Origin of the sequence: Altererythrobacter sp. H2, from assembly GCF_035319885.1 — a bacterium.
Taxonomy (GTDB): Bacteria; Pseudomonadota; Alphaproteobacteria; order Sphingomonadales; family Sphingomonadaceae; genus 34-65-8.
On the sequence record NZ_CP141285.1, the window covers coordinates 1,135,718 to 1,153,724 of the forward strand.

The window sequence follows — 18,007 nt, forward strand, 5'->3', positions numbered from 1 at the left end:
GGGGCCGGAGCGGCCGGCCTGATGTGCGCCGCGCGTGCCGGGCAGCGCGGGCGGCGCGTGTTGGTGCTGGAGAAAGCCGAAGCTGCGGGGAAGAAGATCCTGATCTCGGGCGGCGGGCGGTGCAATTTCACCAACATCGGGGCGGGGCCGGCCAACTATCTCAGCGCCAACCCTCATTTCGCCAAGAGCGCGCTGGCCCGCTACACCCCGCGCGATTTCCTCGATCTGGTGGAAAGCTACGGCATCGCCTGGCACGAGAAGACACTTGGCCAGCTGTTCTGCGATGGCTCGGCGAAGCAGATTGTCGCCATGCTGCTGGACGAGTGCGCCAGGGGGCCGGTGACAGTGCGCTGCGGCGAGGAGATCGCCTCGGTCACGCACGATGGCCAGTTCGCAGTCTCCACCCGCACCGGCGTGTATCGTGCCCCGGCGCTGGTGATCGCCACCGGCGGGCCGTCCATCCCGAAGATGGGCGCGACCGGCTTTGCCTATGACCTCGCGCGCCAGTTCGGGCTGAAAGTGGTCGAGCCGCGCCCGGCGCTGGTGCCGCTGACGCTGGGCGGGGAGGATGTGCTGTTCCGCGAGATTTCCGGTGTGGCCGCCCCGGTCGAGGCGGAGGCGGGCGGGGCGCGCTTTGCCGAAGCGGCGCTGTTCACCCATCGCGGCCTCAGCGGCCCGGCGATCCTGCAGGTCAGTTCCTACTGGAAGCCGGGCGATCCGATCTCGATCGATTTTCTCCCCGGGCGGGAGAGGGACTGGCTGCTCGACACCAAGCGGGCCAGCCCGCGCACCACGATCCGCGGGCTGCTGCGTGATGCCATGCCGCAGCGGTTGGCCGACATTCTCGCCGAGCGGCTGGCCCTGCCGAACGACCTCGGCAACACCCCGGACAAGGCGTTGCGCATTGCCGAGGCGCAACTGGCGCGCTGGACCTTCCACCCCAACGGCAGCGAGGGTTTTGCCAAGGCCGAGGTTACCGTGGGCGGGATTTCCACTGCCGAGCTTTCCTCCACCACAATGGAGGCGAAACGGGTGCCGGGACTTTATGCCATAGGCGAGGCGGTTGACGTGACGGGGTGGCTCGGCGGCTACAACTTCCAGTGGGCCTGGGCCAGCGGGGTAGCGGCCGGAGACGCGCTGTAATCCGGATTCGCGGCACGGCTTCCGCTGGGTAAGTTCTTGACGGAGGCGGCAAGTTGACCGCCGCCTTCGCTCTGTTAGCCTTCCGGGATCCCGAGCGGGCAACAGACCCCGCCGGGTACGGGAGAACCGGATGCGCCAGCTCCAGGGAATGGACGCGAGTTTCGTTGCGCTGGAGACGCGCAACTCGCCGATGCACATCGGTTCGATCCTGATCTACAATCCGGCGACGGCTCCGGGCGGGTTTGTCCGCTTCAAGGACATCCTCGCCTTCTTCGACAGCCGCAAGCAGCTGAGCCGCACCATCCGCCAGCGCATGGTGCGGGTGCCGTTCGATCTCGATTATCCCTACTGGATCGAGGATCCGGACTTCGATCTTGAATACCATGTGCGCCATGTCGCGCTGCCCAAGCCGGGCGACTGGCGGCAGCTGTGCATCCAGGCGGCGCGGATCTTTGCCCGTCCGCTCGACCTCACACGGCCGCCGTGGGAATTTACCGTGGTCGAAGGGCTCGACAACGTGCCCGGTGTCGCCCCCGGCAGCTTCGCCATGGTGACCAAGGTCCACCACGCCGCGATCGACGGGATGAGCGGGATCGACCTGATGGAGGCGATGCACACGCTCACCCCGGATGCCCCGCCGCCGGACAGGCCAGACAAGTGGAAGCCAGGCAAGGTCCCGTCTCCGGTCGAACTGCTGGGCAAGAGCTACGTCAACGCGCTGCTCAACCCGATGAAACAGCTGGAGGTGGCGGCCAGGGCCGCGCCGGGGCTGGCCAAGGTCGTTTCCGGACTGGTGAAGAAGGAATTCAGCCTGTCGGGCGAAATGGTCGCCCCCAAGACCCGGTTCAACAAGGCCATTTCGCCCAATCGGGTGGTCGAAGGGCGCAGTCTGCCGCTGGCTGACGTCAAGGCGATCCGTGCTCTGGCGCCGGGGGCCAAGGTCAACGACGTGTTCCTTGCCGTGATTGGCGGTGCACTGCGCAAATACCTGCTCAAGCATGATGATCTGCCCAAGAAGACTCTGACTGCCATGGCCCCGATCTCAGTCCGCTCGTCGAACGAAAAGGGCGACATGGGCAACCAGGTCGCGGCAATGATCGCCCCGCTCGGCACGCACATCGCTGACCCGGTCGAGCGGCTGCGTTATGTCCACAGAAAAACCAGCAATTCCAAAGCGATGACAGACGCGCTCGGTGCGCGCAACATGACCGAGATGAGCAAGGCCAGCCCGGCGCTGTTCATGGCGCTGGGCGCGCAGCTCTATACGCGGCTGGGCCTCGCCAATCGCGGGGTGGGGCCGGTATTTTCGACCGTGGTGACCAATGTGCCCGGCCCGCCGGTGCCGATCTATTCCAGCGGTGCGCGGCTCGAAAGCATGATGGGGCTGCTGTGCCTGACCGACGGCCTCGGCCTTGGCCACGTGGTGCAGAGCTATTGCAGCGAGGCGACCATCGCCTTCACCGCCTGCCGCAAGGACATGCCCGATCCGGAATTCTACGCCCAATGCATCGAGGACAGCTTTGCCGAGCTGCGCGATGCAGCCAAGGCACCTGCTGAAGCGCCAGCTCCGGCGGCGGCCGGTGCTAAGGCGAAAGCAACGAAAAAGACGCCCGCGCGTTCGAAGCGGGCCAAACCGAAAAGCAGGAAGGAAAACAGCAAGCCATGACCACCGCCACTCTCAAGAGGGGCGATACGGCCCGTCCGCCGCATCGCCTGCTGACTCTGGCCGAGCCGGGCCGGGCCATGGGCGAGCTGGCCAGTTTCTATGCCTTGCGTCCGCTGCTGCGAACCTTGCCCAAGGGCGATGGCCACGGCGTGATGGTGCTGCCTGGCTTCAAGGCCTCCGACCGTTCGACCGCGCCCTTGCGTTCGCTGCTCGACGATCTGGGCTATACTTCGGAAGGCTGGGGCCTGGGCCGCAACGTCAAGGTCGACAACGCGCGCATCGCGGCGATGGCGGACCGGGTCGAGCGGCTGGCCGACCGGACCGGCCGCAAGGTCTCACTGGTCGGCTGGAGCCTGGGCGGCGTATTCGCGCGCGAACTGGCCAAGCAGGCGCCGGACAAGGTGCGGCTGGTGATCTCGCTCGGTAGTCCGATCAGCGATGACCGCAACCATACCAACGCCCGCCGCCTGTTCGAATGGCTCAATGGCCACGAGCCGGAGCCGATGCAGGGCGGCCGTTTCCGCGATCTGGGCGAAGCGCCGCCGGTGCCGACCACCTCGATCCTGACCCGCACCGATGGCGTGGTCCACTGGCGCGGTTCGGTGCAGGAGCAGGGCAAGCAGACCGAGAACATCGAGGTGATCGCCAGCCATTGCGGCCTTGGGGTCAACCCGGCAGCGATTTACGCGATTGCTGACCGGCTGGCGCAGAAGGAAGGCGCGTGGAAGCCATTTGCCCCGTCAGGTCTGGTCCGGCTGGTCTTCCCCCGCCGGTCCTACACCTGAGCGCACTTGCCTTGTCGTCGCATCACCTGATCGATCCAGAGCTCCTGCCGCTGCTGGAGCTTATGCCGACGCGCAGCTTCGGGATGGAGCACATTCCGCAGCTGCGGGAGATGTCGGAAGGGCGTTTTGCCTTCCTCGATGCGCCGCCGCCTGCGCCGCAGAAGGTGACCATAGCCGGGCCGGGCGGGGAGCTCGATCTTTACCTCTACGATCCCCATCCGCGCCGCGCAGGGCGGGGGGCCTTGCTGCATGTCCACGGCGGCGGGTTGATCATGGGTTCGGCCCGCACCATGCAGCACGGCCCTTCCGCAATCGCAGCGGCGACCGGCACACTGGTAGCATCGGTCGAATACCGGCTGGCGCCGGAGCATCCGTTTCCCGCGCCGCAGGAGGATTGCTTGGCAGCGCTGCACTGGCTTGCCGGTGCAGTTGAGGAATGGGCGTTCGATCCGGCAAAAATGGCGGTAATCGGCGAAAGCGCCGGGGGAGGGCTGGCCGCTGCCGTTGCCCTGATGGCGCGTGATCAGGGCGGGCCGGCACTGGCGGCGCAGTTTCTCACTTACCCGATGCTCGACCACCGCACCGGTTCGCCGGACTGCCGCTATGCCAACCCGATGACCGGCGAGTTCATCTGGACGCGGGAAGCCAACCAGGTCGGGTGGGCCGCGCTGCGGGGCGATTACCGGGCGGACGATCACCGCAAAGGCTGGTTTTCGCCCGCGCTGGCCGATGACCTCGCCGGCCTGCCGCTAACCTGGATCGGGACTGGCAGCCTCGACCTGTTCTTCGACGAGAATCTCGATTTCGCCCGCCGCCTGACTGCTGCGGGCGTTCCGGTTGAGGTGCACGGCTACCCCGGCGCGATCCATGCTTTCAACGCGGTCGCGGGAGCACGGCTGACCCAGGCTTATGCCCGCGATCTGATGGGTGCCATCGCGCGCTGGCTCTAGCGGCGCGCGCGGCGCATCATCCCTTCCTGGGCCACGCTGGCGACCAGTTCACCGGCGCGGTTGAAGATCCGGCCCAGATTCATGCCGCGCCCGCCGCCGCTCCACGGGCTTTCGGTGGCATAGAGCAGCCATTCGTCAGCGCGGGCCGGGCGGTGGAACCAGATCGCATGGTCAAGGCTCGCACCCTTGAGCTCGTTCCGCGCCCAGCTCAGGCCGTGCGGCAGGGCGCTGGTGCCGAGCAGGGTATAATCGCTGGCATAGGCAATCACCGCGCGGTGCAGCGCCGGATCGTCCGGCAGCGGCGCCACTGCGCGGAACCAGCTGCGCGCGTGGGGCGGCTTGGGATCGGCATTCATCCAGTGGAGCTTGTCGACCGTGCGCATCTCGATCGGCCGGGGCCGCAGCATGAGCGCGCGCTGGACCTCTGACACCTCACCCATCTCGGCAATAAAGCGGCGGCGCTGCTCCATGTCCGAGGGCAGGTCTTCGGGCGGGCGAACATCGGGCATGGTATAATCGTCGTGCGACAGGCCGTCCTCGGGCAGCTGGAAGCTGGCGGTCAGGTTGAGGATCGGGACCTGCGTGTTATTCTCGCCCGGCTGGCTCGCCACCACCCGGCGGTTGGCGAAGCTGCGCCCGTCGAAATCGGCCTCGACCCGATAGGAAATCGCCGGCCCTTCGCGCCCGCCGCGCAGGAAATAGGCATGGAGCGAATGGGCGACCATGCCCTCCGGCGCGGTGGCCTGGGCCGCCTGCAGCGCCTGCGCAATCACCTGGCCGCCGAACACCCGGCCCACACCGTCCTTCTGCGGGAGCCCGGTGTAGTGGCCCGCGCCATCATTCTGCACGGTCAGCAGGCGGACCAGCCCACTGACCAGCCGCTGGGGATCGATTTCGTCATTCATGCCGCGCGCCTTGGAACGCGCGGACGTGGGCGTCAACCAGCCAGACCGAGTTTGCGCAGGGCGCGCAGGGCATAGGCCTTGGGCTTGTTGGTCGCAGGCCAGCGGCCGGGGGCGGCGGGTGTCAGCCCGGCCTTGCGCAGGACACGGTTGAACCCGCGCGCATCGGCTTCGGCGAACGACCAGTCGCTGCGCCAGGTGATCGACAGCGAGATCGAGCTGTCCGGCCCGACCCGCACGAAATGCGGCGCCATGACGGGCACATAGACCGCTTCCCCGGGGTCGAGCGGAAATTCGCTTGCGCCTTCCATCAGGTCGTCCTGCCAGCGCAGCTCGCGCGGGCCGCCGCTGTGGTAGCTTTCATGGACCGCGTCAGGCGCAAAGCGCGGCTCGCCGGCCGGGAACTGGGTCATCACCTTGCTGCCCACCAGCTGGAGCAGGATGTTGTGTTCCGGGTCGAAATGATAGGGGGTTACGGCATTGGGGCTGGAGATGAACACGAACCCCTGGGGCCGCAGCATGGCCCCGGTGCGGGCCTCGATGGCGGGCCGCAGCTCTTCCAGCAGATTGAGCAGGAGCGTGCGATATTCGGGCACCTGTTCCACGTTCTTGAGCACCGCCCAGCTGTTGCTGGTGGCAATGTGGCGGATCGTCTCCTCGATCGACAGCCCGGTGGGTGCAGGCTTCCCATCGATCCCGACCGGCAGGTCGCCCCGGTTGTATTCGATCGAGCTGTCCGGCAGGCGCCCGGCAAGTGCCGCCAGCGCGTCCAGGTTCATCAGCGCGTTTTCGCCCAGACGATGCCGCAGCAGGTGCGGCGTTTCGGGATAGTTGGTGGCGAAGTGGGCGCGCTGCGGCGGCGGGAACACGGCGGTGGCGGCTGCCTCGGTCGGGATGGCGATATGCTGTTCGATGCCCACGATCAGAACTCCTGCAGGGGCGAGCCGCCTTCGGCCCGGAAAATTCGCGCCGCCAGCGCGCGGCGGGCCGGTCCGCCGATCGCGATGGACAGGCGCGTGATGGTGCGTTTCTCGCGCCAGATGCGCTCGATCATGGGATGGTCGGCGGCGGCACAGCTGTCGGCCCAGGCAACGCCCTCTCGCGCCAGCAGGTCGAGGTTCTCGCGCTGGAGCAGCACTCCGGGGGAAAACCGGGCATAGTCCTCATCATAGGTCGTCTTGAACGAGAAGGCGCCGGGCGGGCTGAGGAAATTGGCCAGCATGGCAATCGGGCGGCCGTCGAGCCGCAGGGTCAGCCGCTCGAGCTTCCCGGCGCTGGCCGCGCCTGAAAGCGCCTCGGTGAACAGGGCCGCATTGGCCGGATGCTGCGCCAGCGCGCTGCCATCATTGCCTTTCCAGCCGCGTGCCTCAAGCGCCAGATAGTCTGCAATCCACGGGCCGATCTCGGCAGGACAGTCCTGCCGTTCGAAGGTGAGCGCGCCCAGTTCGGCCAGCCGGTTGTGCTGGCGGCGCAGTTCCTTGCGCTTCTTGGCCGACATCGCGGCCGCGAAGTATTCCTCCGGCGCAAGGTGTGAGCGGAGCAGGGCGCGGTCTTCCTGCTGCACCACGGCGGCCGGGCGGCCCGTGCTGTCCGTGACCTCGCGCAGGGCGGCCATGACATTGCCGTCAGCCGGGATATGGCACAGGTGGTAGAACAGCGCGCTGGCCGCGTTGGTATCCATCCATCCGAGGACAGCGTGCCAGAAGGGCTGCTCGAAGCCCCGCCGCACCAGCGGCGTACCGCAGAAGGCATTGTCATGAAGCCAGGTGGCGACATGGGGCAGGGGATATCGGTAGTAGGCCAGGCGGCGCCGGATCGGCAGCAGGCCGACCAGTTCCCCGTGCGTCTCGACACAGAGCAGGCCAGCGCCCTGCCGCGCGCCGATATGGCGCAGGCCGGGCGCGAGGAACCAGCGTTCGAAGAAGGGGTTGGGGTCGCTCGCATCAAACGCCACCGAATCCCACGCGGGCGGCGAAGGCCAGGCCGCCGGATCGCTGGCGCGGGCCAGCCTGACCGAGGGAAGCGGTGCCTCCGCACGGGCTGCCAGGCCAGGATCGATCCGCTGCTGTTCCACCCGTTAACCTTCGTCTGCCCGCAGATACGGGGCCTGAGGCTGCGGGATAGGGGCAAGAAACTTAGGAAGGTTTAACGGCTTGCCATGGCCGCAAGGGTCGGGAGGACAAGAAGAAACCCCGCCCGGAGCGAACTCCGGACGGGGCCTTGATCCTTCCGCAACAGCGGAGCGGTTTACACGCCGCCCTAGCCGGCTGCGAGCGCCGCGAGCAGCAGCAGCGCGACGATGTTGGTGATCTTGATCATCGGGTTCACGGCCGGACCCGCAGTATCCTTGTAGGGATCGCCCACGGTGTCACCGGTAACCGCAGCCTTGTGGGCTTCGGAGCCCTTGCCGCCGTGGTTGCCGTCTTCGATGTACTTCTTGGCGTTGTCCCATGCGCCGCCACCGGCGGTCATCGAGATGGCGACGAACAGGCCGCCCACGATCACGCCGAGCAGCAGTGCGCCGAGCGCCGCGAAGCCTTCGTTCTGACCGGCAATCGCGGTGATCACGAAGTAGACCACGATCGGGGCCAGCACCGGCAGCAGCGAAGGAATGATCATTTCCTTGATCGCTGCCTTGGTGACCAGGTCGACGGTGCGGGCATAGTCCGGGCGGCTGGTCCCGGCCATGATGCCGGGGTCAGCGGCGAACTGTTCGCGCACGTCCTTGACCACGTCACCCGCCGCACGGCCGACCGCTGTCATGCCCATCGAGCCGAACAGGAAGGGCAGCAGTGCGCCGAGCAGCAGACCGACGATCACGTAGGGGTTTTCGAGGCTGAAGTTCACCTGCGCACTAGGGAAATACTCCCTGAGGTCGGCGGTGTAGGCGGCAAACAGGACCAGCGCGGCAAGACCGGCCGAACCGATGGCATAGCCCTTGGTCACGGCCTTGGTAGTGTTGCCGACTGCATCGAGCAGGTCGGTCTTCTCGCGCACGCTGTCATCGAGGCCGGCCATTTCGGCAATGCCGCCGGCGTTGTCGGTGACAGGGCCATAGGCGTCGAGCGCGACGACCATCCCGGCAAGCGCCAGCATGGCGGTGGCCGCATAGGCAATGCCCATCAGGCCAGCCAGCTGGAACGCGATCACGATACCGGTCACGATCACCAAAGTCGGCAGCGCGGTCGCCTCGAGGCTGATCGCGAGGCCCTGGATCACGTTGGTGCCGTGGCCGGTTTCCGATGCCTTGGCGATCGAACGGACCGGGCGGTAGGCAGTGCCGGTGTAGTATTCGGTGATCCAGATGATCAGGCCGGTGATGACCAGGCCCAGCAGCGAACACCAGAACAGGTCCATGCCGGTGAAGGCGGTGGTGCCGTCAGTGCCGCCGATGGTCGCGTTCATGTCGCCCAGCGCATACTGGGTGACGAGGTAGATCAGCGGAACCGAGAGAACCGCGGTGACAAGGAAGCCCTTGTACATCGCGCCCATCACGTTCGTGCCGCCACCCAGGCGGACGAAGTAGGTGCCGATGATGCTGGTAACGATGCAGGCACCGCCGATCAGCAGCGGCAGGGCCATCAGCGGCAGCAGCAGGTCGCCGGCCGAGGTGAGCAGCAGCGCGGTCAGCACCATGGTGGCGCCGACAGTCACGACGTAGGTTTCGAACAGGTCGGCGGCCATGCCGGCGCAGTCACCCACGTTGTCGCCCACGTTGTCGGCAATCACGGCCGGGTTGCGCGGATCGTCTTCCGGGATACCGGCCTCGACCTTGCCGACCAGGTCGGCCCCGACGTCGGCAGCCTTGGTGAAGATGCCGCCGCCGAGACGGGCGAAGATCGAAATCAGCGAGGCACCGAAGGCCAGCGCCACCAGCGCATCGATCACGACGCGGCTGTTGGGGGCCTGCCCCATCGGGCCGATCAGGACATAGAAGAACACCGCAATCGCGAGCAGGGCAAGTCCGGCCACCAGCATCCCGGTGATTGCACCGGCGCGGAAGGCGATTGTCAGGCCCGCTTGCAGGCTGGTGCTGGCAGCCTGGGCGGTGCGGACGTTGGCACGGACCGAGATGTTCATCCCGATATAGCCCGCCACGCCCGAGAGCACGGCGCCGATCACGAAGCCGACCGCAGAGGTCCAGCCGAGGAACACGCCGACCAGCACGGCGACAACCACACCGACAATGCCGATCGTGGTGTACTGGCGGTTGAGGTAGGCCTGAGCGCCTTCCTGGATGGCGCCGGCGATTTCCTGCATTTTTGCGTTGCCCGGGCTCGCGCTGAGCACCTGGCGGCTGGTGATGAAGCCGTAGAGCACGGCGAGCATTCCCAGCCCGATTGCGATGATGACGAGATTCACGATCTTCCCCCTGAAGAAATGGTTATTCCGGCCCGCTGCTTGCGGGTCCGGCTATTCGGGTGCGCTGGCTATATAAGAGGCAACGACGGGCGCAAGCCCCGAGTCGCGGCCATTCGCTGTTTCGCTAGCGCGGGCAGGCTTGCATTCGGCGGGAGGGGCGGCCACATCGCCTCCTATGACTGAAACCGCCAAGTCCGACGCCGTCCAGCCGCCGCTCAAGGCCGGGATCATTCCGGTCACCCCCCTGCAGCAGAACTGCACCCTTCTGTGGTGCACGAAAACGATGAAGGGCGCGCTGGTCGATCCGGGCGGCGATCTCGACAAGCTCAAGGCGGCGGTGGCCAAGGTCGGCGTCACGCTGGAGAAGCTGCTCGTCACCCACGGGCACCTCGATCATTGTGGCCAGACCGGGATGCTGGCCGACGAGCTGGGCCTGCCGATCGAAGGCCCGCACGAGGACGACCGGTTCTGGATCGAGCAACTGGACGAGGACGGCCCGCGCTGGGGCATGGTCGCGAAAAGTTTCGAGCCGACCCGCTGGCTGAAAGACGGCGACACGGTGACCGTGGGTGAACTCGTCCTCGACGTGATCCATTGCCCCGGCCACACCCCCGGCCACGTGGTGTTCTTCCACGCTCCGAGCCGCTTCGCCACGGTCGGTGACGTGCTGTTCAAGGGCAGCATCGGCCGCACCGACTTCCCGCGCGGCAACCACCAGGACCTGATCGATTCGATCACGCAGAAGCTGTGGCCGCTGGGCGAGGACGTGACCTTCGTCCCCGGCCACGGCCCGACCAGCACCTTCGGCCTGGAACGCAAGACCAACCAGTTCGTGAGCGACATGATGTTGGGATAAAACGGGGCAAACTCGGTTTGCCCTATTCCCGTCATTGCTTCGCGGCTGCGCCGCTCGCAATGACGGTTTGGAGCGGCGAGACCAGTCGCTGCCTGTTCGCTCGCTCCCTGACCGGTCCTACATCACCCCCAACGTCACCAGCACCGCTACCACCGCCAGGCCGAGCAGGGTCAGCATCGTGATCAGGGTGCCGATCATGCGGGGCTTGGTGGCCGCTTCGCCGTCCATTCCGAAGCCGTGGGCCACCCGGCCGAGCATGTAGATGCCGGCGACCCAGGCCAGCCACGGCTCACCCTTGCCGCTCAGTTCGATCGCCGCGATCAGGGCGAGGACGAATGGCGTGTTCTCGACGAAGTTCAGCTGCGCCCGCATCCGGCGGGTCAGGGGGCCGCCCGCATCGTCACCGTGGATCAGCTTCAGCACGCCCCGCATCTGGCCCACGCGGACCGAAAGCCAGATGTTGATCAGGGCGGCCGCCGCGCAGGTGGTCAGGGTAACGGGTAACAGCATGGAATATTCCCTCCGGTTCGGCGCGGTGCTAGCTGCGCGCCGAGTGGCTTGCAACGCGGGAATTTTCCGCTATAGGCCCCCGCTTCCCCGCCATGGCTGGGCCATCATTGTGCACGCTACTTGTGCGCGCGGTGGCCATGCCCTAGGGCGGCCCGTGAAATCGTTGTCCGAATTTTGAAAAACAGGTGCCGCAATGGCTGTCCCCAAGAGAAAAGTTTCCCCCCATCGCCGCGGCAACCGCCGGTCGCACGATTCGCTCCGCGTCGAGGCATTCCATGAATGCTCCAACTGCGGCGAGCTGAAGCGTCCGCATAACCTGTGCCCGGCCTGCGGACACTACAACGGTCGCGAAGTCATCGCAGTCGGTCTCTGACCGACTGTAGCCGGAGAGCGTGATGAGCCTGCCGCGTATCGCCATTGACGCGATGGGCGGCGATGAAGGCGTGCGCGTGATGATCAGCGGCGCCGCCGAGGCCCGCCGCCGGCATGACAAGTTCAAGTTCCTGCTGGTGGGTGACGAGGAGCGCATCAAGCGCGGCCTCGATTCGCACCCGAACCTGCGCGCCGCCGCAGAGATTCTCCATTGTGACGATGTGGTCGGCGGTGACGAGAAGCCGACCCAGGCCCTGCGCCGGGCCAAGACCACCAGCATGGGCCTTGCCATCAATGCGGTGAAGACCGGAGACGCCGGGGCGGCGCTCAGCGCGGGCAACACCGGCGCGCTGATGGCCATGGCCAAGCTCGCCCTGCGGACCATGCCCGGAATTGACCGGCCTGCGCTGGCCGCGCTCATGCCCACGCTGGGCGACAATGACGTGATCATGCTTGATCTCGGCGCCAACACCGAAGCCGATGCCCGCAACCTGGTGCAGTACGCGATCATGGGGGCCGCCTATTCGCGCATCCTGACCGGGCTGGAACAGCCGCGCGTGCGCCTGCTCAACATCGGCACCGAGGAAAGCAAGGGCACCGACCGGCTGCGTGATGCTGCCGCCCAGCTTCAGGCCGCGACCGGCCTTGCCCTGTCGTTCGACGGGTTCGTCGAAAGCGACAAGATCAACCGCGGCGAGGTGGATGTGGTGGTGACCGACGGGTTCTCCGGCAACATCGCGCTCAAGGCAATCGAAGGCACTGCCCGCTTCGTCACCGACCTGCTGCGCCGCGCTTTTACCAGTTCGATCCGCTCGAAAGTCGGGTTCCTGGTGTCGCGCCCGGCGACCGAGCTGCTGCGGCACCACCTCGATCCGAACAACCATAATGGCGCGGTCTTCCTTGGCCTCAACGGGGTGATCGTGAAGAGCCATGGCAGCGCCAATGAAAAGGGCGTCGCCAATGCGGTGGCCGTGGCAGCGCGCCTGCTGGAGGAAAAGCTGACTGAGCGAATCACCGCCGACCTCGCCGAACTCCACGCCCGCAACGGCAACGGCCACGGGGCAAAAGCATGATTCGCTCAGTGATCCGGGGCAGCGGCTCGGCGCTCCCCGCACAGGTTGTCACCAATGCCGACCTGCAGGAGCGGGTCGAGACCAGCGACGAATGGATCGTCGAGCGTACCGGCATCCGCCAACGCTATATCGCGGGGGAAGGGGAGACGACGTCCACCCTGGCCACAGCTGCCGCCCGGCGGGCGCTGGAAGCTGCCGGAATGGAGGCGAGTGCGATCGACCTGATCGTGCTGGCCACGGCGACGCCTGACCAGACATTCCCGGCTACGGCGACGATCGTGCAGGACAATCTCGGTTGCAACGGCGGGATCGCGTTCGATGTCGCGGCGGTCTGTTCCGGGTTTCTCTATGCCATGGCGACGGCCGATTCGATGTTGCGCACCGGCATGGCGAAGCGCGCGCTGGTGATCGGGGCAGAGACCTTCAGCAAGATCCTCGACTGGGATGACCGCACCACCTGCGTCCTGTTCGGCGACGGGGCCGGGGCCATCGTGCTCGAAGCGCAGGACGTAGCCGAAGACGGGCCGGGCCTGATCGCGACGCGGCTGCACGCCGATGGCGCGCACAACGAACTGCTCTATGTCGATGGCGGGCCGTCCACCACCGGCACGGTCGGCCACTTGCGGATGAAGGGGCGCGAAGTGTTCCGCCACGCGGTCGTCAACCTGGCCGATGTCCTCAAGGAAGTGCTTGAAGGCACAGGCTATTCGGCCAGCGACATTGACTGGGTCGTGCCGCACCAGGCCAATGCCCGGATCCTCGATGCCACCGCCCGCAAGCTCGGCCTGTCGATCGACAAGGTCATCGTCACGGTTGACCAGCACGCCAACACCTCTGCCGCCTCGGTGCCGCTGGCCTATGACACGGCCGTGCGCGACGGTCGGATCAAGCCGGGTGACCTTGTCATGTTCGAGGCAATGGGCGGCGGCTTCACCTGGGGGGCCAGCCTCGCCCGCGTGTAGGCGTGTGCATAGCGCGACGGGCCGGTTTGCGATTTTCCTTGATTGCGGGTAGGTTATCGCCTGTTCCTGAACTTGGGTCGCGCCGAGGGAGGATAACGAATGATGCGTTCGGTGGGTACCTTGACCCGCGCAGACCTGGCGGAAGCGATCAACCGCAAGCTGGGTTTTTCGCGTGCGGAGTCACTCGATCTGGTTGAGTCGGTCATCGCGCAGATGAGCGATGCGATGGCGCGCGGCGAAAACGTCAAGATTTCCGGGTTCGGCAGCTTCGTGCTGCGGGACAAGCGGGAGCGTATCGGCCGCAATCCAAAGACCGGGGTGGAAGTGCCGATTACGCCGCGCCGGGTTCTCACCTTCCGGGCCAGCCAGTTGCTGAAGGAAGAAATCGCGAAGGAATAGGGCAATGGATGCACGATTCGACGATGGCAAGGAAGACGGCGCCCTGCGCACCATCGGCGAAGTGGCTCAGGCCCTCGGCATCAAGCAGCACGTCCTGCGTTACTGGGAGCAGCAATTCCCGATGCTGCAACCCTTGAAGCGCAGTGGCGGGCGGCGCTATTACCGCGCGGCGGATATTGCCCTGGTGGAAACGATTGACCGGCTGGTGAACCGCGAAGGATACACTCTGAAAGGGGCGATGAAGGCCTTGTCGAGCAAGGACACTTTGGCGGACAGCGCCTCGCATCCGGGCGCGGTGGCGGATGGAGCAGGCGCGGGCGAGGCACGGCCCTCTCAGCCGCCAGCCACTTTGCCGTTTACCAGCGAACTGCCGCAGGATGGCGGGCTGGAGGCCTTCTTCGGCAAGCAGCCGGACGCCCCGCAAAACGCTGCCACCGATAGTGCTGAAACGGAGATCGCGGAGCCGGAACCCGCCCCCGCCGACGCGAAGGCCATGCCTGTCCCGCCACCTGTTCCGCCGGAGCTGCTCGATCAGCTCAAGGCCATCCGGACCCGACTGGCCGAGGCACTGGCGGCATAGCCTGCCCCGGCTGCTATTCGGCAGCCGCCAGCAGTTCCTCCGCCGCGCCCAGGTCCACGCTGACCAGGCGGCTGATGCCTTTTTCGATCATGGTCACCCCGAACAAGCGGTGCATCCGGCTCATCGTCACCGCATTGTGGGTGACGATCAGGTATCGCGTTTCGGTCTCCAGGACCATTGCATCGAGCAGGTCGCAGAACCGGTCGATGTTGGCGTCATCGAGCGGCGCGTCGACTTCGTCGAGCACGCAGATCGGGGCCGGGTTGGTCAGGAACAGGGCGAAGATCAGCGCAATGGCGGTCAGCGCCTGCTCCCCGCCAGACAGCAGGGTGAGCGATTGCAGGCGCTTGCCCGGCGGCTGGGCGAAGATCTCCAGCCCGGCTTCCAGCACATCGTCGCTGTCGATCAGGGCCAGGTGTGCCTGCCCTCCTTCGAACAGCCGCGTGAACAGGCGCTGGAAATGCTCGTTCACTTCCTCGAACGCGGCCCGCAGCCGTTCGCGTCCTTCCCGGTTGAGGTTGCCGATCGAGCCGCGCAGCCGGTGCACCGCCTCGACCAGCTCCGCCTGTTCGGCTGCGCTGGTCCCGGCTTCCTGCTCGATCCGGGCCAGTTCGTCTGCGGCGACCAGATTGACCGGCCCGATCCGTTCGCGCGACGCGACCAGCTGGTCCATCGCCTCCGACTCGGCCCCGGCATCGCGCACCGCTTCGGCTGCGAAGGCGAATCGCTGCGGCAGCAAGGGCGGCGGGGCCTGGAAACGTTCGCCGGAAATGCGCGCCATTTCGGCCCGGCGCATTTCCTCGTTTTCGGCCCGCGCGGCCAGACCTGCCCGGCTTTCGCGCGCGCTGGCCAGTGTCTCGGTCGCATCGGCAAGCGTCCGGTCAGCCACCTGCGCGGCCTGCTGCGCTTCGCCAACTGCCGCTTCGGCCGCTGCCAGTTCGCCCGCCAGCCGGGTCCGCACCGTGTCGCCCTGTTCGATCTCGCGCATCAGGGCAGCGGGCTTGGCGGCGAAGATTGCGGTTTCCTGCTCGTTCTCCTCGAACCGCTGGGCCATGCCGGCCAGCCGCCGCGCCGCTTCGGATGAGCGCGCCTGCCAGCTGGCAATGTCGGACCGCTGCGCCGTAGTCCGCTCGCGCGCCACCGCCAGCGCCTGATCGTGGGCGGCAAGCCGGGCCATGGCCCCTTGCTGGGCTGACCGGGCTGCCTCGTTGCGGGCCTGTGCTGCATGGAGTGCTGCGCGCCCCGTGGCCGGGTCGGGCAGGGTCGACCGGCGCTCCTGTGCCGAGGCGAGCTCGGCCTCGGCCATGGCGCGCTGTTCGGCCAGATCACCGGCAGCGCGGTCGAGCTCGGCGAGCCGCCCCGTCAGCCGCTCGCGCTCGGCCTCGGCCTGGTCGAGCGCGCGCAGGGCCTGCCGTTCGCGGTCAGCCGCGCCGGCAAGTTCACGCTCGGTTGCAACCAGGGTGCGATGGAGCTCGGCCAGGTCGGCCTGCACTTGCGCTTGCTGGCTGTCAGCCCGTTGCACCGCTTCGATCAGCGGCGGTAATTGCGCTGCGAGATCGGCAAAACGGTTGTCCGCTTCCAGCCGCGCGGCTTCTGCTGCGCCTTCGCCCCGGGCGACGAACCCGTCCCACCGGCGCAGGTGCCCGGCAAGAGTGACCAGCCATTCGCCGGGTTTCAGCGCGCGCCCGTCATCCTCGGGCGAAACGTGAACTAGCGCCAGCCGTACGGCCAGTTCAGGCGGGCAGTCGGGCACATGGTGCAGCAGGCTTTGCTCCAAGGCCGGGGGGGCATCAGCGCCGGTCCAGAACCGGCCATCGCCCTGCGCCGCACCCAGAGGGGCCTTGGCATCGCGCCCCAGCACGGCGGCAAGGGCGCGCTCGTAACCGCGTTCCGCCCGCACGGTTTCAATCGCAGCAGGGCGGCCGGTGCGCCCCGCAGCCTGCCGCGCGCGGGCTTCACGATCACGAAGCAAGGCGGCGTGTTCGCGTTCGATCCCGGCAAGTTCGGCCCTGGCCGAAGCGAGCGCGTTGGCGGCTTCATCGCGCCGGGCCTGCAGCGTTTCCTTGTCGGTGCGCTGGCGCTCCAGCGTTTCGCGCGAGGAGCGAAGCATTTCGGCGGCCTCTTCTGCGGCCTTGCTGGCGGCAGTGACTTTGGCCGCCATGTCCCCCACCTGGGCGAGGGCCTGCCGCGCATCCGCCAGCCGGCGGGCTTCGCTGTCAAGCCGGGCAAGCCGCGCTTGCGCCTGATCGATCGCGGCCTGGGCTACCCGCCATTCGGCCTCGACTCCGGCCTGGTCGGCAGTGGCCTTGGCCAGAGCCAGTTCGGCTGCCCGTCCGGCGCGCTCGCTGTCCTCGACTCTCGCTGCCAATGCCGGACGGCCCGCTTCGTCATCCGCCAGCGCCGCCTGGCTTGCGGCGAGTTCCCGTTCGAGCCGCGCGAGCGCCTCGGCGGCGTCGCTGGTCAGCCGGTCGGCCTCGCCGCGATCCTGCTCCAGCCGCTCGCGCTGGCGGGTAAGATCGGCCAGACGCTGCTCAGCCGCCTCCAACTGGCTGGTCAGCGAGGCCATCCGGTGGCCGTGGGCGGTGGCATCCTCGCGCCGGTCGGCCAGTTCGTCCCGCGCCGCTGCCAGCTTTTGCGCTGCCAGTGCTTGCGCCTGCTGGGCCTCGCGCGCAGCGGCGGTGGCCGCCTCGACCCGCGCTTCGGCCCCGGCGGCTTCGCTGCGTGCGGCCTCCGCCGCTGCCGCTGCATCGCGCCAGCGGGCAAAGACCAGCCGGGCCTCGGCCATGCGGATCTCGTCGGTCAGCCGGGTATAGCGTTCCGCCTGCTTGGCCTGGCGGCGCAGGCTGGCGATCTGCGTGTCGAGCCCGGCCATCAGGTCTTCCAGCCGGGCGAGGTTGGCCTCGGTCGCGCGCAGCTTCTGCTCGGCATCCCGGCGGCGGACGTGCAGGCCCGCGATCCCGGCCGCTTCCTCCAGCATCTGACGGCGCTCGGTCGGCTTGGCGGCGATCACCTGCGCGATCTTGCCCTGGCTCACCAGTGCGGGGCTGTGCGCCCCTGTGGCAGCATCGGCGAAGGTCAGCGCAATATCCTTGGCCCGCACATCGCGCCCGTTGAGGCGGTAGGCGCTGCCTGCCCCGCGCTCGATCCGGCGGGTCACTTCCAGTTCGTCGCCCCGGTCATCCTCGGCTGAGAGCACCACCTCGGCAAAGTCGCGCGGGGGGCGGGTGGCGGTACCGGCGAAGATCACGTCTTCCATCCCGCCCGACCGCATCGACTTGGGCGAGTTTTCGCCCATGACCCAGCGGATCGCTTCGAGCAGGTTGGACTTGCCGCAGCCGTTGGGGCCGACGACGCCGGTCAGGCCGGGTTCGATACGCAAGGTGGCGGGTTCGACAAAGCTCTTGAAGCCGGAAAGCCTGAGCTGCCTGATCCGCATCGCCGTGCCTT

General features: G+C 67.3%; 16 protein-coding genes. 10 read left to right on the plus strand and 6 right to left on the minus strand.

Annotation, left to right across the window (positions count from 1 at the left end; genetic code table 11):
- Nucleotides 1-21: 21 nt before the first annotated feature.
- From U4960_RS05735 to U4960_RS05750, 4 genes are all read left to right on the plus strand, one after another.
- The gene (locus tag U4960_RS05735; protein WP_416379112.1) at nucleotides 22-1,143 is read left to right on the plus strand and encodes an NAD(P)/FAD-dependent oxidoreductase; all 1,122 of its coding nucleotides are present in this window, start codon (nucleotides 22-24) and stop codon (nucleotides 1,141-1,143) included.
- Between the two features lie 130 nt (nucleotides 1,144-1,273).
- Entirely contained in the window at nucleotides 1,274-2,809 is a 1,536-nt protein-coding gene (locus U4960_RS05740) for a WS/DGAT/MGAT family O-acyltransferase (protein ID WP_324262613.1), read from the plus strand.
- Nucleotides 2,806-3,594 carry an alpha/beta hydrolase gene (locus U4960_RS05745; protein ID WP_324262614.1) on the plus strand — a complete coding sequence of 263 codons (789 nt, stop codon included), beginning with the start codon at nucleotides 2,806-2,808 and terminating at the stop codon, nucleotides 3,592-3,594. Before U4960_RS05740 ends, U4960_RS05745 begins: the two co-directional genes overlap by 4 nt.
- Nucleotides 3,595-3,605: 11 nt before the next feature.
- Nucleotides 3,606-4,544, plus strand: coding sequence for an alpha/beta hydrolase (locus U4960_RS05750; protein WP_324262615.1), 939 nt, complete (start codon nucleotides 3,606-3,608; stop codon nucleotides 4,542-4,544).
- Here the strand turns inward: U4960_RS05750 and U4960_RS05755 are convergent.
- The 4 genes from U4960_RS05755 to U4960_RS05770 all read right to left on the minus strand — a co-directional run bounded on the left by U4960_RS05755 (nucleotide 4,541) and on the right by U4960_RS05770 (nucleotide 9,808).
- On the minus strand, nucleotides 4,541-5,449 hold the full coding sequence (locus tag U4960_RS05755) for an acyl-CoA thioesterase (protein WP_324262616.1): 909 nt from the start codon (nucleotides 5,447-5,449) through the stop codon (nucleotides 4,541-4,543). The genes U4960_RS05750 and U4960_RS05755 overlap by 4 nt on opposite strands.
- Before the next feature lie 32 nt (nucleotides 5,450-5,481).
- A complete protein-coding gene (locus U4960_RS05760; RefSeq protein ID WP_416379105.1) occupies nucleotides 5,482-6,366 on the minus strand; it encodes a transcriptional regulator in 885 nt (294 codons plus the stop codon).
- 2 nt (nucleotides 6,367-6,368) lie between these two features.
- A complete protein-coding gene (locus U4960_RS05765) occupies nucleotides 6,369-7,520 on the minus strand; it encodes a GNAT family N-acetyltransferase (protein WP_324262617.1) in 1,152 nt (383 codons plus the stop codon).
- 185 nt (nucleotides 7,521-7,705) lie between these two features.
- Nucleotides 7,706-9,808 carry a sodium-translocating pyrophosphatase gene (locus U4960_RS05770; RefSeq protein ID WP_324262618.1) on the minus strand — a complete coding sequence of 701 codons (2,103 nt, stop codon included), beginning with the start codon at nucleotides 9,806-9,808 and terminating at the stop codon, nucleotides 7,706-7,708.
- 175 nt (nucleotides 9,809-9,983) lie between these two features.
- Between U4960_RS05770 and U4960_RS05775 the strand changes: the two genes are divergently transcribed.
- Complete coding sequence (locus U4960_RS05775) at nucleotides 9,984-10,664, plus strand: MBL fold metallo-hydrolase (RefSeq protein ID WP_324262619.1); 681 nt, start codon at nucleotides 9,984-9,986, stop codon at nucleotides 10,662-10,664.
- Between the two features lie 117 nt (nucleotides 10,665-10,781).
- On the opposite strand, the gene U4960_RS05780 is transcribed toward U4960_RS05775, so the two are convergent.
- Nucleotides 10,782-11,174, minus strand: coding sequence for an MAPEG family protein (locus U4960_RS05780; protein ID WP_324262620.1), 393 nt, complete (start codon nucleotides 11,172-11,174; stop codon nucleotides 10,782-10,784).
- Nucleotides 11,175-11,367: 193 nt separating this feature from the next.
- Here U4960_RS05780 and rpmF point away from each other — a divergent pair, with 193 nt between their 5' ends.
- The 5 genes from rpmF (at nucleotide 11,368) to U4960_RS16060 (ending at nucleotide 14,560) form a co-directional block, all read left to right on the plus strand.
- A complete protein-coding gene (rpmF, locus tag U4960_RS05785) occupies nucleotides 11,368-11,547 on the plus strand; it encodes a 50S ribosomal protein L32 (protein WP_324262621.1) in 180 nt (59 codons plus the stop codon).
- A gap of 22 nt (nucleotides 11,548-11,569) precedes the next feature.
- Nucleotides 11,570-12,619, plus strand: a complete 1,050-nt coding sequence (gene plsX / locus U4960_RS05790; RefSeq protein WP_324262622.1) for a phosphate acyltransferase PlsX — start codon at nucleotides 11,570-11,572, stop codon at nucleotides 12,617-12,619.
- The gene (locus tag U4960_RS05795; RefSeq protein ID WP_324262623.1) at nucleotides 12,616-13,581 is read left to right on the plus strand and encodes a beta-ketoacyl-ACP synthase III; all 966 of its coding nucleotides are present in this window, start codon (nucleotides 12,616-12,618) and stop codon (nucleotides 13,579-13,581) included. Before plsX ends, U4960_RS05795 begins: the two co-directional genes overlap by 4 nt.
- A gap of 99 nt (nucleotides 13,582-13,680) precedes the next feature.
- On the plus strand, nucleotides 13,681-13,980 hold the full coding sequence (locus U4960_RS05800; RefSeq protein WP_324262624.1) for an integration host factor subunit alpha: 300 nt from the start codon (nucleotides 13,681-13,683) through the stop codon (nucleotides 13,978-13,980).
- A gap of 4 nt (nucleotides 13,981-13,984) precedes the next feature.
- A complete protein-coding gene (locus U4960_RS16060) occupies nucleotides 13,985-14,560 on the plus strand; it encodes a MerR family transcriptional regulator (RefSeq protein ID WP_416379106.1) in 576 nt (191 codons plus the stop codon).
- A gap of 13 nt (nucleotides 14,561-14,573) precedes the next feature.
- On the opposite strand, the gene U4960_RS05810 is transcribed toward U4960_RS16060, so the two are convergent.
- Entirely contained in the window at nucleotides 14,574-17,996 is a 3,423-nt protein-coding gene (locus U4960_RS05810) for a chromosome segregation SMC family protein (protein WP_324262625.1), read from the minus strand.
- Nucleotides 17,997-18,007 lie beyond the last annotated feature (11 nt).

What these genes read in the sequence shown, in the direction of transcription:
- rpmF (WP_324262621.1), top strand. Translation starts at nt 11,368, where the DNA reads ATGGCTGTCCCCAAGAGAAAAGTTTCCCCCCATCGCCGCGGCAACCGC.
- U4960_RS05740 (WP_324262613.1), top strand. Translation starts at nt 1,274, where the DNA reads ATGCGCCAGCTCCAGGGAATGGACGCGAGTTTCGTTGCGCTGGAGACG.
- plsX (WP_324262622.1), top strand. Translation starts at nt 11,570, where the DNA reads ATGAGCCTGCCGCGTATCGCCATTGACGCGATGGGCGGCGATGAAGGC.
- U4960_RS05810 (WP_324262625.1), bottom strand. Translation starts at nt 17,996, where the DNA reads ATGCGGATCAGGCAGCTCAGGCTTTCCGGCTTCAAGAGCTTTGTCGAA.
- U4960_RS05780 (WP_324262620.1), bottom strand. Translation starts at nt 11,174, where the DNA reads ATGCTGTTACCCGTTACCCTGACCACCTGCGCGGCGGCCGCCCTGATC.
- U4960_RS05745 (WP_324262614.1), top strand. Translation starts at nt 2,806, where the DNA reads ATGACCACCGCCACTCTCAAGAGGGGCGATACGGCCCGTCCGCCGCAT.
- U4960_RS16060 (WP_416379106.1), top strand. Translation starts at nt 13,985, where the DNA reads ATGGATGCACGATTCGACGATGGCAAGGAAGACGGCGCCCTGCGCACC.
- U4960_RS05795 (WP_324262623.1), top strand. Translation starts at nt 12,616, where the DNA reads ATGATTCGCTCAGTGATCCGGGGCAGCGGCTCGGCGCTCCCCGCACAG.
- U4960_RS05775 (WP_324262619.1), top strand. Translation starts at nt 9,984, where the DNA reads ATGACTGAAACCGCCAAGTCCGACGCCGTCCAGCCGCCGCTCAAGGCC.
- U4960_RS05755 (WP_324262616.1), bottom strand. Translation starts at nt 5,449, where the DNA reads ATGAATGACGAAATCGATCCCCAGCGGCTGGTCAGTGGGCTGGTCCGC.
- U4960_RS05800 (WP_324262624.1), top strand. Translation starts at nt 13,681, where the DNA reads ATGATGCGTTCGGTGGGTACCTTGACCCGCGCAGACCTGGCGGAAGCG.
- U4960_RS05735 (WP_416379112.1), top strand. Translation starts at nt 22, where the DNA reads ATGTGCGCCGCGCGTGCCGGGCAGCGCGGGCGGCGCGTGTTGGTGCTG.